This is a genomic window from Pseudoflavonifractor sp. 60, from assembly GCF_009911645.1.
Taxonomy (GTDB): Bacteria; Bacillota; Clostridia; order Oscillospirales; family Oscillospiraceae; genus Lawsonibacter.
This window is the reverse complement of sequence record NZ_QWKI01000038.1, coordinates 1-11,928: the sequence shown is the minus strand read 5'-3', so window position 1 is coordinate 11,928 and position 11,928 is coordinate 1. Positions and strand designations below refer to the sequence as shown.

Here is an 11,928-nt window from a genome sequence, read left to right as displayed (position 1 = left end):
TGACCCCCAGGTCAGTCTTGGCCTGGTCGTAGCTGCCCACACCGTAGGTCTCGCACAGGCTGTCGGTCATGGAGGTCAAGGCTCTGGAGGAGACGAGGAACAGGCGCCCCTGCGGGACCCGGACAGGCTGAACGTATTGCTGACCCTTTAAACAGATCTGCCCAGTTCGTAGGCTTCTTTGAGCTCCTTCTTGCCTGCAATGTCCCCCACATCCATATTGCCGCCAGCCAAAACATGACCAAGGTTGTTCCAGCGCAGATGCTCCATCAGATGGTCATAGTAGAGAACAACATCCTCAAATCCATGGCCCTCCGCAGCCATCAGCAGGGCGGAAGCTCTGCCCTGTCCCCGGAGCAGATTGCCGTCCCCCTCCTCCAAGGCGAAGAGGCGGTCAACTGCTGTCCTGAGCTGGCCGCTCATGTTCCAATAGTAGAGCGGGGTGGCCAGCACAACCACATCGCTCTCCTTCACAGCCGGATAGATCTGAGCCATATCGTCCTTCTGAACGCAGGGACACGCCTGGCTGCTATGTCCGCCGAAGCAGCCCTTACAGCCGTGGATGTTCATGCTGTCCAGAAAAAACTCGGTCACGGTGTGTCCAGCGTGTTCGGCTCCCTGGGTTAACGCTTTGACCAGAGCGGATGTATTGCCGTTTTTCCGAGGACTGCCGTTTAAGATAACGATTTTCTTTGCCATAAGTCAAAGCCTCCTGGGATCAAAATTTCTCTGCCAGAGCAGCCGCCTGGGCACAGCCGTCTGTCTTTGCGATATCGCCGGCGTTGAGCACGCCGGGCACCAGCACCTGGCCCACCATCTTCCACTTCATCAGCGCGGCGGAGCGCTCCAGGGGGATGCGGACTCCATCCATCACGTCCATCTCCGCCTCCTCACAGCAGACAATCATGGCGCACTCCTTGCCCGCAATGTCCTTGCCGCCCACCACCAAGGAATACAGGCGGTCGATGACGCCCTTGATCTGGGCCGGGATGGAGTACCAGTAGACGGGCATGGTGAAGACCACGGCGTCAGCCTCCAGGATGGCGGGGGCGATGGTGTTGAAGTCGTCGTCGAAGGAGCAGGCCTTGCCGGTCTTGTAGCAGGTCTCGCAGGCGTGACAGCCGCCAATCTTCATCATGGCAGCATCGAACCGGGTTACGGTATGCCCTTTGGCCTGGGCCGCCTGGATAAACGCGTCCGTCATAGCAAAGCTGTTGCCGCTTTTCCGGGGGCTGCCGGTAATGACTACGATTTTCTTGCTCATATGGATTGCCTCCTCAATGTTTGCCGCAGGCCGCGGTGTTTTTGTGACGTCATTATATCAGAGGGCGCCTTTCCCAAGCAAATACGAATCACTTGATAACGTTATATCTATTTTCCTATCATGTTGGTATCAACTTGATAAGGCCGCTGTGTCCAAACAGCTCTATCACCTGACTAAGCGGCACTAACTTTATAAAATATTGTCTTTCATAAAGTCAACGAGATGCTGTTTTACCGGATTGGCGTTCTGCGGGGTGTAGGAGAGATAAATGCTGCGTACTGCCAGAGGATCGCCCAGCTGATAGAAAACTACCCTGTCCGTTGGCGCAACATGGGCCGGAATGGTGGAACGAAGGAAGGCGATCCCCTGTCCTTCCAGAACCAGATAATAGGCGGTCATCATCTGAGCCAGGTATAGAGACACCTTCGGAGAGAATCCTGTATGTTTACACATCTGGAGGCTGCGCTGGTGAATGTCGTTCCCCTCCTTCAGGAGCAGAAACTTTTCCTGGGAAAATGCCTCCAAAGGTACCGGGGGACGGCGGTTTCCGGTTTGGGTACGGCTCAAAAAATCAGTGAAGCAGTAACGGTACGCGGTCAGTTTTTCGTTGACAGGATTCCCGGCAGGGACGGCCAGCACAATTTCCTCCGAGGCCCAGGGGATGGAGTGGACCCGGTTGTTGGCGGGCCGTTCCGCCTCCAGAAGGAAATCAAGCTGTCCGTTCATAAGCTTTTCTACAAGCGTTTTATTGCCGCCCTCGGTTAACGTCAGGGTCACCTGGGGATAGAGGAGCTGAAACTCCTCCATCAGGCCCGGGAGAACATAGGTGCAGAAGAACATGGAACTGCCAATGTGCAGCTCTGTGCGCTCCACGTCCCGTATCTGCCTGAAATGCTCCCTCATCTCCTCCTCAATCGCCGCAATTTCTTCATATTTTGCAATATAGTACCGGCCCGCTTCCGTCAGTGAGATTGGACTGGTGCTTCGGTCAAACAGCGCCAATCCCAACTCCTGTTCCGCTTTTTTAATCGCAGCGCTCAGCCAGGGCTGGGAGACAAATAGCTTTTTAGCCGCCTTGGAGAAGCTTTTTTCCTGATAGACCGCATAGATGTACTCTCTATAATTCGTCACTTTGCTGTCCCCCTATACGAAAATAGATATAGGCTCTTAAAGCGTTTCGTATTTTACATTTCCACCGCTTGGTGGCTAAATAATATCAGAAGCGTCAGCAAAATACAAGACAATTTCAATGATTAGGGTTCGGAGGTATCATTATGGATCTTGGATTGAAGGGCAAAGTAGTTTTGTGTATGGCGTCCGCTGCCGGTCTGGGCAAGGGGATCGCCACGGAGATGGCCCGCGAGGGGGCCAGGGTCATGCTCAGCGGCCGCAATGCGGAGCGGCTGGCCGCAGCCCAGGCAGACATTGAACAGGAGACGGGCAGCCGCCCTGCGGTGTTTCTGTGCGATGTAAACAAGGCGGAGGATATCCAGGCTCTGGTGGCTCACACCGTTCAGACGCTGGGCGACATCTACGCCCTGGTCAACATGGGACCCGGCCCCAGGCCCGGCCCCTTTGACAGCTTCGATGATGCGGCCTGGACGGGCGCCTTCGAGATGTGCCTGCTGTCCTACATCCGCACCATTCGGGCTGTACTCCCCTCCATGCGCCGTCTGGGGGGAGGACGGATTTTGAACTCTACCAGCTCCTCTGTGAAAGACTGCCTGGACAACCTGATCCTGTCCAACACTATGCGTATGGGCGTGGTTGGTATGAGCAAAACACTGGCCAAGGAGGTGGGCAGGGACAACATCCTGGTTAATGTGATTGGCCCTGGCCGGATCAGCACCCAACGCATTACCAGTCTGAACACCATGCGGGCTGAGAAGGCTGGGCTCTCTGTGGAGGAATATGAAAAGGAAGACTTGAAGTCCTTTCCCATGGGCCGTTACGGAACGGTGGACGAATATGGCCGCTTGGCCGCCTTCCTCTGCTCAGAAGCCAACACCTACATCTCCGGCCAGACGATCCTGGCAGACGGTGCTATGACCGGGGCCTATTGAGATTGCGTTTCTTCTCTTTCTTCCATGCAGAAGCCTGGCAGGACAATCTTGCCAGGCTTCTGTGTTTATGCAGCCTGCATAGAGCTTATACGAAATCAGATATAACGTGTTCAGTTTTTTCGTATTTTACTTTCCCCCACTTTTATGGCTAAATAGTATCAAAGACAGCAGAAAACACCGCTCATTTCAAACAAGTTTACCTAATTGAAGGAGGCAAAATTATAGCGGCAAAAATCGCGGCGCGGATGAACCGGATGGCGCCATCCGGTATCCGCAAGGTCAACGAGAAGGCGCTGGCAATGGAGCGGGCAGGGGAAAAGGTCCTCCACTTTGAGATCGGGCGGCCTGACTTCGACACCCCGGAGTACATCAAGAAGGCGGCGGAACAGGCCCTGGCCGAGGGCAAGGTCCACTACACCTCCAACTTCGGCCTGATGGAGCTGCGCCAGGCCATCGCGGACAAGCTGAAGCGGGAGAACATCGTGGATTATAAAGCCTCCGAAGTGCTGGTCACTGTGGGCCTGTCCGAGGCGGTGTTTGCCGTCCTGGCTACCATCCTGGAGGAGGGGGACGAGATTCTGGTCCCCGACCCGGTGTGGCTCAACTATATCAATGTTCCCAGTCTGCTGGGAGCCAAGGCGGTCACCTACGGCCTCACCGAGGAGACCGGCTTCCAGATGGACCTGGAGGAGGTCAAAGCAAAGATCACCCCCAAGACCCGGGCCATCGTCATCATCACCCCCAACAATCCCACTGGCGGTGTGCTGTCCGAGGATGTGCTCAAGGAGCTGGCTGAGATCGCCGTGAAAAACGACCTGATGGTCATTTCCGACGAGGTCTACGAGCGGCTGGTCTACGACGGGGCCAAGCACATCAGCATTGCCTCCCTGCCTGGGATGAAGGAGCGCACCTTCACCATGAACGGTATGTCAAAGGCCTACGCCATGGACGGCTGGCGGCTGGGCTATGTAGCCGCTCCCGAGGAATATATTTTGGCCATGAACAAGTTCCACCAGCACAACACCACCTGTGCCCCCAACTTCGTCCAGGTGGCCGCCATCGCCGCCCTCAACGAGGAGGGGGACGTGGTCAGCGAGATGGTGAAAGAATACCAGCGCCGCCGGGATTACGCCGTCAAGGCGATCAACGAGATCCCCGGCCTGCACTGCGAGTGCCCCAAGGGCGCGTTCTACATCTTCATCAACTGCAAGTCCTTGAATATGAAATCCGCCGATCTGTCCGCCTATTTGCTGGAGAACGCCAAGATTGCCCTAGTGCCCGGCGACGTGTTCGGCCCCGGCGGCGAGGGCTATCTGCGGATGTCTTTTGCCAACAGCTATGACAATATCGTGGAGGGATGCGCACAGCTGAAGAAAGCCGTTGAGCAGCTTCAGCAGAAACCTTGACAAATGAATAGAGAGGGAGGACAAAGACTTTGAAACAGAAAAAGATGAGCCTGGCCCTGAAAACCTTCATCGGCTTTGGACTGGGCATCGTGATCGGCCTGATCTTCCAGGAGAAGGCCACCGTCCTGAAGCCCCTGGGCACCATCTTCCTGAACATGATCAGAATGATCGTGGTTCCCCTGGTGTTCTGCTCCATCACCGCCGGCGTGGCCAGTCTGGGCGACCTGCGTAAGCTGCGCAGCATCGGTGTGAAGGTGGTGGGACTGTACGCCCTCACCTCCGCTATTTCGGTGGCCCTGGGATTGTTGATGGCAAATATCACCAATCCAGGACAGGGCTTTGATATGAGCGCCCTGGCAGAAAGCAGCCAGTATGAGGCCCAGGCCATGCCCAGTGTGCTGGACACCATTGTGGACGCTTTCCCGTCCAATATCTTCCAGTCCTTTGTCAACACCAATATGCTCCAGATCATCGTCTTCTCCATCTTCCTGGGCGTCGCCCTCATTATGATGGGGGAACAGGGGGAGCGTCTCGCCTCCGCTATCCAGAGCTTTTCCGACGTCATGTCCAAAATTACCGCCATTGTCATGGAGTTTTCTCCCATCGGCGTGTGTGCCCTGCTGGCTGACTCGGTAGGCGCGTATGGACTGAAGATCTTTGGCCCTCTGGGTAAGCTGATCCTCACCGTCTACGCCTCCGATGTGATTCTGGTCTTCCTGATGTACGTCCCTATGGTCGCTCTGCTGGCCCGGTTCCCCATCGGACAGTTTTTCAAGGGTATCTGGAAGGTGTGGGTGGTCACCCTGAGCACCACCAGCAGCGCCGGCTCACTGCCCATCACCACCTCTGTTACCAATGACGACTTTGGTGTGTCCCCGGAGCTGTCCTCCTTCTCTCTGCCCCTGGGCGCCACCATCAACATGAACGGCGGCTGTATCTACTATGCCGCGGCCATTGTTATGACCGCTCAGATCTACGGCATGGAGCTGACTCCCGCCGCCCTGGTCAACATTGTGATCTCCACGGTACTGGTGGCAATGGGCTGTCCCGGCGTACCCGGCGGCGCCATCATTATGACCACTATCCTGCTGACCAACATGGGCCTGCCCCTGGAGATCGTGGGCATGATTGCCGGTATTTTCCGTCTCATTGATATGGCAAATACCACCTTCAACGTCACAGGCGACGTTGTCACCACCATGGTGGTGGCCCGCAGCGAAAAGATGATTGAGCCCCCTGTTGCCGCCGCCAGGAAGTAAGCTGATTCCCGCCCCCATGGGGCGGGAGCTCTAAAAAAATTATTTGGGAGGAATTGAATATGCGTCTCGCTACCATTAAAAAGAACGGCGCTGAAATCGCCGGTATCGTCACCCCCAAGGGCGTGTTCCCCATCGCCGCCCTCAACGCCGCCAAGGGTACCGCCTGGAGCACCGACATGCTGTCCCTTATCCAGGCTGGTGAAATTCCCGGCCTGACCGCCTGGTACAACCAGGGCGGCAAGGCTGAGCTGAACAATCTGTCTGGCCTGGTCCCTCAGGAGGAGGTGGTCTACGCCCCCCTGTACCGCAACCCCAAGCGCATCTTCGGGATCGGTCTGAACTACGTGGACCACGCCGGGGATATCGGTTCCGCCGCCCCCACCGGCTTCCCTGGCAGCTTCTTTAAAATGGCCGATACCCTGGTTGGCCCTGGCGACGATATCAAGCTGCCCACCCTGAAAGAGGCCCAGAAGACCACCGCCGAGGCGGAGCTGGGCGTCATCATGGGCAAGGACTGCCGGGACGTGTCCGAGGAGAACTGGCAGGACGCCATTGTGGGCTACACCACCATCCTGGACATGACGGAGGAATCCATCCTCAAGGGCAACGACTATGTCAGCGGCAATCCCCGGTATCTGTGCATCGTGAAGAACTTTCCCACCTTCTTCTCCTTCGGTCCCGAGCTGGTCACCTCGGATGAAGTGCCCGACGTGCTCAAGCTGGAGGTTCAGTCCGTCCACAACGGCGAGATTTACGCCAAGAACGTGGTGGCCAACATGACCCACCGCCCCGCCCGGCTGGTTTCTCTCCACAGCAGTATTCAGGGCTGGTACGCCGGCGACATTCTGTCCACCGGAACCCCCCGGGCCTTCCACATCCAGGACGGCGACATGGCCGAGTGCCGCATTGTCGGCCCCGACGGCTTCGAGATGCGGCCCCTGCTCAACCCCGTGGTCGATTTGAAGAAGCACCCTGAGAAGGCGTAAAACAGCTTCCCGTTCCAGCGGGGCGGGAATTTCAAAAAGTTTAGAATGGAGCGATTATCATGAAAGCTACCTTTGTTTTGACCCCTGCCGAGGCCCGCCGTCTGATTGCCAAGGCGGTCATTCAGACCCCCGAGTTCCAAAAGGCCTGGAAGGACGCCTATGTCCTGCTGGCCGGCGGCACCACCAACGCCTTTATCGCTCAGGAGCTGGGCTATGAGGTGGAGCCCGGCCTGTGTACCGTGGGCAGCAGCACCGACGGCCTGCTGTGCGTCACTGAGCCCTCCAGCCGCAAGAGCTTCCCCAATGTGTTCTACAAGGGACAGCCCGTAGACAAGACGATTGCCGAGGCGTTGCAGGACTACCACGCCGACACCGTCATCATCAAAGGGGCTAACGCCTTCGACCAGGACGGTCATGTGGGGGTCATCACCTCCGGCTTCAACGGCGGCACCGTCCCCAACTTCATCGGCTATATGACCAGCAAGGGGCTGAAATGGATCTGCCCTGTGGGCTATGAGAAGATGGTGCCCAGCGTTCCCGCCGCCAGCCGCGCCCTAGGCGGAGCCAGCCACATCGACATCTCCATGGGCGCCGACCCCGGGCTGTACTGCCTGTCCAGCGCCGACATCCTCACCGAGGTGGAGGCCATCCAAGCTATGTTCCGCTGTGACGCCAAGGTGGTGTGCGCCGGTGGCATCGGCAGCAGCGAGGGCGCCCACTACTGGGCCGTGGACGGCGAGGAGGCCGATATCAAGGCCCTGGTGGAGTTCCTGGAGAAGAACATCAAGGGCGAGCCTCCCGTCAAGGGCAACAAGGGCAACTGCGCCAACTGCCGCTACCCCGGCTGCAAGTACAACGGTCTGAAACCCGATGAGCTGCCCGAATGGATGAAGAAACGGGGCATCGAAAAGTAAATGCCCCCAAATACAAAGCCGGCTGCGGTAAAAACAGCCGGCTTTGACAGCTGTCCAAATACTCCAGTTTCTTCGCCTGACGGGAGAGACCAGATTTTTGGGCGGTTTTCCCAGGACTGGACAGACGGATTCCATGCGCTTTGTAATTGAATATTTTTACCTATAATTAAGAAACAGTATAAAATACCCTCCAAAATTTTTCTGAGCACCTCAACAAAATCCTGGTCTGGATCGTGTAATAAACAGAAGGACAGAAAGGAGGCGGCGGCAATGGGGGCGTACTCCCAGGAGGAGATAGCGGAGATATACCGGCGGCAGTTTAAGCTGGTGTATCAGGTCTGTCTGGTGATGATGAAGAGCGTACCCGACGCCGAGGATGCCGCCCAGACCGTCTTTCGCAGGGCTATGGAGCGGGACACCCCCTTTCGTGATCCGGAGCACGAAAAGGCGTGGCTCATTGTCACAGCCCGAAACGAGTACCGGGACCAGCTCAGGCACTGGTGGCGCAGGTGCCGGGAGGACGCTTCCGCTCTGGATACCCTGGTGTGGGAGGACCCCAGGGACGGCCTGATCTGGGATGTAGTAGTCGCCTACTCTCGTATAGGTTAATTTTGCCATAATGAACCTCCTTGTGTTCAAGTCCTATTGTCCTATTCTTTCCACGAAAAGTCCAGTTGATCGTGTCCCTGTTCGTGAATTTTTGTGGGCAACTGAACTCGTCACAAGGTATTATGGCATATCCTTTCCCAATTTTTGATAATTCAGTCCGTGGGAGGTCTGGCTGCCCCGGTTCTCCGACGTGTTGTAGCTGTCGATGGTTTCCCGGCCCAGCGCGTCGGAAATTTCCTTGGCGTTCTTCCCCCGCCCACTCAAAAATAAAGTACAGTCGCAGTTGTCGCTGATGATGTCGGCGGCATCCTTGTAGATGCTTTTCAACTGCGATTGACTTTGCAAAATAATAGAAGCCGAGATTTCCCGGCTTCGGATGGTGGCGATCAGCTTGTCAAAGTTGGGTATCTGCCCGATGTTGGCGAACTCGTCCAGTATCAGCCGGACATGGACGGGAAGCCTCCCGCCGTACACGTCGTCGGCCCGGTCGCACAGCAGATTGATAAGCTGGCTTTGCAGCATCGCCAGTATGAAATTGAATGTCGTGTCCGTGTCCGACATGATAAGGAACAGGGCCGTTTTGCGGTCGCCCAGGGCGTCCAGCTCCATTTCGTCGGTTTCCATCAGCTCACGGACTTCCCGGATGTCAAAGGGCGCTAACCTTGCCCCGCAGGAAATAAGGATAGAGGAACGAGTTTTGCCAGCCGAAAGCAGAAACTTTTGATATTGTCGGACGGCGAAATGCTCCGGTTCCTTTTCCGCAAGCTGGGCGAACATTTCATCCACAGGGCTTTGAAATTCGGCATCGTCCTCTCTGGCTTCACTGGCATTTATCATTTCAAGCAGGGTGGTGAAGTTTTTCTCGTTCTCCGGGGCCTCGTACCAGATGTAGCCGATTAGGGCGGTGTAAAATAGCCGTTCGGACTTCACCCAAAAATCCTCTGCGGATTTTTCGCCGTCGCCCTTGGTGTTGGCGATGATGGTGTTTACCAGCTTTAAGATGTCCTTTTCGCTGTGCAGATAGGCGAACGGGTTATATCGCATGGATTTGGAAAAATTGATGGTATTCAGCACTTTTATCCTATATTCGCCCCGTTTTAGGAGCTGGCCTACCTCGATCAAGAGGCTCCCTTTTGGTAATGTCAAGTAGGGAACAAGAAAAAGTGTATCTTCTTTTCAGTTGGTTACACTGTCCTTGTCATTCTCAATAAGCCGCACTACCTTATCCGTAAAGGTTTCCCGGCTCGTTTCGCTGAAATGGATATGAACGTCAAAGGTGGTGTTCCCTATCCGTTTCACAAGGTCGGGCTTCGCGTCCAGAGGGGCGGCGGCGCGGCTGGTCTTGCTGGTGTCATTGTTCATAGGCGCTCCTTTCCGTTCATCAGTCCTTTTAACCGTTCCATTTTCCCCTGTGCCGTGGCTTTCCTGATGTTCTCCCCGGTAATGCAGACAGGGCAGCACATTTCAAGCAGACGGTCATAAATCCGGGCATGGGCGGTGTCCTCCGGGTGCTGTAATTCCTCCAGCGTCAAATTCGTTGTGACAATCAGCGGCTTCCGGCTTCGGTATCGGCTGTCAACCACGTTGTATACCTGTTCAAGCCCGTATTCCGTGCCGCGCTCCATGCCAAAATCGTCAAGGATAAGTAGCGGAAAGCGGCAAAGGCGGTCTATGTATTCGTTCCTGCCCTTGTAGCTGGCGGCAAGGTCATTGAGTATCAAGGCAAAATTTGTCATGCACACGGAAACCTCACGCTCCATAAGGGCGTTGGCGATACACCCGGCAAAATAGCTCTTGCCTGTGCCTACCTTGCCCCATAGCAGATAGCCGATATTTTCCGCTTTCATTTCCTCCCAGTTCGCCGCATAGAAGTGCGCCTTATCCATTTGGGGGCATTTGCCGTTGTCATTGTCAAAAGTCCACTGGCGCATGGCGGCGTTGAAAAATCCCCGGCGTTTTAATTCCTCCACGGTGTCGCGGTGCTTGCGTTCCCTGTCGGTGGCTTCCTGCTTTTCCCGGCGTTTGCGCTGGCAGTCACATTCTTTGGGGTGGCGGTCACGTCCGAAAAGCCCTTTTCCCTCGGTGAAGTAGGCTTCTTTGGGCTGGCGGCAACTCCCGCAGTATAAAAGCCCGTCCCCGCCTGTGTAGTCCTCCGGCTCTGCTTCCTGTGCTGTGGCAAGCCGGAAAATAGTGTTGTCATAATCGCTCATAGAAAAAAATCCTCCTTGTCGGTGCTTCGTTGCCCTGTCTGTACGCCCTGTTTACGGGGCGTTTTATCTCCGCTGTCAAAGGCTCTCGCCCTCTTTGAAAGAATAGTCGGGGATTCCCTTTTTCGGGTTCTCCTTTTTCTCCCTGTCCGCCCACCTGTAAAGCGTGGCGGCATGGTTCGCATAGTCATTCCCGCTGGAAGCAATATACCGGCTCATTTCCTCAATAAGCCGTTCAAGGCTGTCCGGGTATTCCTGCTTCAGCTCCGCATATTCGCTTTCAGTGAGGAAAACATTCTGGTATTTGCCATAGGGCGCGGGCGGCTCTCCACACGCTCCCATTCGTTGGCTCTCTTTTAGTTTGTTTATATTTAGTTGGTTAGGGTAAAGTTTTCTTTGTATCATAGGTAAAGTTTTCTTTGTGTCTGATGTACAGTTTTCTTTAGGACTGACATCAAGATTTCTTTGTGTCATATCCAAAGAAACCTTTACTACTTCCGGCACTTTCACATAAAGGCGGTTCGGCGCGGAAAATCCCCGGCGTTCCCTCTCTAAAAGCCCGGCAATATCCAGTTCTTTTAGGGAGTTCTGTATTGTCATGGTGCTTTTATCCAGTATTTCCGCTATCTCTGCTATGGGGTAGACAATATACGTCCTGCCCTCATTGTCCTGCCAGCCGTTCTTCTGTGAGAGGGTGAAACGGTCAAGGAGCAGCGCATAGAGCAGCTTTGCAGTCTGTGACAAGTCCATTTTCAGCAGAAATCGGGGATAGGGGAAAAAGGGCGGCATTGTGGTGTTGGCTGTAATGTATTCGGTTATGGTTTTCACCTCCTGTCTGTGGCTTCTGTTACGCATTTAAAACGGCTTTTCCGGGGGTAAAGGATAAATGTACCGCATACCCGTTGAGCAGTAGCCGGGAAGCCTTGATTTACGGGGGTTCTGTATTTTCTAAAGCGTGACATTTCCCCCTCTGTTTCCGCTTGCGCTGTGCGGCTCTGGTTCTTTTCATGCGTCCGGCACAATCGGGGCAGTATTTCCCCCGGTTGGATTTTGGGAGAAACTGACCGCCGCACTCGGTACAGCGTTTCAGTTCTGCCCGGTGGAGTAGGGCGGCTTCCAGTTTCCAGTCAAGGGGAAGCACGGCGGCAGTGAACCAGCGGCAGAGAAGCGAATAGCTGATACTCTGGACGCATACACAAGGCTCGCCGTTATCCAGCACAATA

General features: G+C 55.3%; 13 protein-coding genes and 1 pseudogene. 6 read left to right on the top strand and 8 right to left on the bottom strand.

The window, feature by feature from the left end:
• Positions 1-147: 147 nt before the first annotated feature.
• From D1646_RS04895 to D1646_RS04885, 3 genes are all read right to left on the bottom strand, one after another.
• Positions 148-696 (bottom strand): flavodoxin family protein, encoded by a 549-nt coding sequence (locus tag D1646_RS04895; RefSeq protein ID WP_160635380.1) that lies wholly within the window; start codon positions 694-696, stop codon positions 148-150.
• 19 nt (positions 697-715) lie between these two features.
• Positions 716-1,261 carry a flavodoxin family protein gene (locus D1646_RS04890; RefSeq protein ID WP_160635379.1) on the bottom strand — a complete coding sequence of 182 codons (546 nt, stop codon included), beginning with the start codon at positions 1,259-1,261 and terminating at the stop codon, positions 716-718.
• Between the two features lie 189 nt (positions 1,262-1,450).
• Positions 1,451-2,392: a LysR family transcriptional regulator gene (locus D1646_RS04885; RefSeq protein ID WP_160635378.1), complete on the bottom strand. Its 942-nt coding sequence runs from the start codon at positions 2,390-2,392 to the stop codon at positions 1,451-1,453.
• 143 nt (positions 2,393-2,535) lie between these two features.
• Between D1646_RS04885 and D1646_RS04880 the strand changes: the two genes are divergently transcribed.
• The 6 genes from D1646_RS04880 to D1646_RS04855 all read left to right on the top strand — a co-directional run bounded on the left by D1646_RS04880 (position 2,536) and on the right by D1646_RS04855 (position 8,498).
• Positions 2,536-3,324 carry an SDR family oxidoreductase gene (locus D1646_RS04880; protein ID WP_160635377.1) on the top strand — a complete coding sequence of 263 codons (789 nt, stop codon included), beginning with the start codon at positions 2,536-2,538 and terminating at the stop codon, positions 3,322-3,324.
• Positions 3,325-3,578: 254 nt separating this feature from the next.
• Positions 3,579-4,730 (top strand): pyridoxal phosphate-dependent aminotransferase, encoded by a 1,152-nt coding sequence (locus D1646_RS04875; RefSeq protein ID WP_243154025.1) that lies wholly within the window; start codon positions 3,579-3,581, stop codon positions 4,728-4,730.
• Between the two features lie 29 nt (positions 4,731-4,759).
• The gene (locus D1646_RS04870; protein WP_201754551.1) at positions 4,760-5,989 is read left to right on the top strand and encodes a dicarboxylate/amino acid:cation symporter; all 1,230 of its coding nucleotides are present in this window, start codon (positions 4,760-4,762) and stop codon (positions 5,987-5,989) included.
• A gap of 59 nt (positions 5,990-6,048) precedes the next feature.
• Complete coding sequence (locus D1646_RS04865) at positions 6,049-6,975, top strand: fumarylacetoacetate hydrolase family protein (protein WP_160635376.1); 927 nt, start codon at positions 6,049-6,051, stop codon at positions 6,973-6,975.
• A 59-nt stretch (positions 6,976-7,034) separates the two neighbouring features.
• Positions 7,035-7,889, top strand: a complete 855-nt coding sequence (locus D1646_RS04860; protein ID WP_160635375.1) for a hypothetical protein — start codon at positions 7,035-7,037, stop codon at positions 7,887-7,889.
• Between the two features lie 270 nt (positions 7,890-8,159).
• Entirely contained in the window at positions 8,160-8,498 is a 339-nt protein-coding gene (locus tag D1646_RS04855; protein ID WP_160635374.1) for a sigma-70 family RNA polymerase sigma factor, read from the top strand.
• 126 nt (positions 8,499-8,624) lie between these two features.
• Here the strand turns inward: D1646_RS04855 and D1646_RS04850 are convergent.
• The 5 genes and pseudogenes from D1646_RS04850 to D1646_RS04830 form a co-directional block, all read right to left on the bottom strand.
• Positions 8,625-9,644, bottom strand: a pseudogene (locus D1646_RS04850) (type IV secretory system conjugative DNA transfer family protein); the annotation flags it as partial.
• Positions 9,645-9,674: 30 nt separating this feature from the next.
• On the bottom strand, positions 9,675-9,860 hold the full coding sequence (locus D1646_RS04845; protein WP_160635373.1) for a transposon-encoded TnpW family protein: 186 nt from the start codon (positions 9,858-9,860) through the stop codon (positions 9,675-9,677).
• Entirely contained in the window at positions 9,857-10,708 is an 852-nt protein-coding gene (locus D1646_RS04840; RefSeq protein WP_160635372.1) for an ATP-binding protein, read from the bottom strand. The genes D1646_RS04845 and D1646_RS04840 overlap by 4 nt, the downstream gene beginning before the upstream one ends.
• A gap of 75 nt (positions 10,709-10,783) precedes the next feature.
• Positions 10,784-11,560, bottom strand: a complete 777-nt coding sequence (locus D1646_RS04835) for a replication initiator protein A (RefSeq protein WP_160635371.1) — start codon at positions 11,558-11,560, stop codon at positions 10,784-10,786.
• A 73-nt stretch (positions 11,561-11,633) separates the two neighbouring features.
• On the bottom strand, positions 11,634-11,928 hold a 295-nt coding region (locus D1646_RS04830), incomplete at its 5' end, for a cysteine-rich VLP protein (RefSeq protein WP_160635370.1).

What these genes read in the sequence shown, in the direction of transcription:
- D1646_RS04865 (WP_160635376.1), top strand. Translation starts at nt 6,049, where the DNA reads ATGCGTCTCGCTACCATTAAAAAGAACGGCGCTGAAATCGCCGGTATC.
- D1646_RS04895 (WP_160635380.1), bottom strand. Translation starts at nt 696, where the DNA reads ATGGCAAAGAAAATCGTTATCTTAAACGGCAGTCCTCGGAAAAACGGC.
- D1646_RS04875 (WP_243154025.1), top strand. Translation starts at nt 3,579, where the DNA reads ATGGCGCCATCCGGTATCCGCAAGGTCAACGAGAAGGCGCTGGCAATG.
- D1646_RS04890 (WP_160635379.1), bottom strand. Translation starts at nt 1,261, where the DNA reads ATGAGCAAGAAAATCGTAGTCATTACCGGCAGCCCCCGGAAAAGCGGC.
- D1646_RS04840 (WP_160635372.1), bottom strand. Translation starts at nt 10,708, where the DNA reads ATGAGCGATTATGACAACACTATTTTCCGGCTTGCCACAGCACAGGAA.
- D1646_RS04880 (WP_160635377.1), top strand. Translation starts at nt 2,536, where the DNA reads ATGGATCTTGGATTGAAGGGCAAAGTAGTTTTGTGTATGGCGTCCGCT.
- D1646_RS04855 (WP_160635374.1), top strand. Translation starts at nt 8,160, where the DNA reads ATGGGGGCGTACTCCCAGGAGGAGATAGCGGAGATATACCGGCGGCAG.
- D1646_RS04835 (WP_160635371.1), bottom strand. Translation starts at nt 11,560, where the DNA reads ATGCGTAACAGAAGCCACAGACAGGAGGTGAAAACCATAACCGAATAC.
- D1646_RS04845 (WP_160635373.1), bottom strand. Translation starts at nt 9,860, where the DNA reads ATGAACAATGACACCAGCAAGACCAGCCGCGCCGCCGCCCCTCTGGAC.
- D1646_RS04860 (WP_160635375.1), top strand. Translation starts at nt 7,035, where the DNA reads ATGAAAGCTACCTTTGTTTTGACCCCTGCCGAGGCCCGCCGTCTGATT.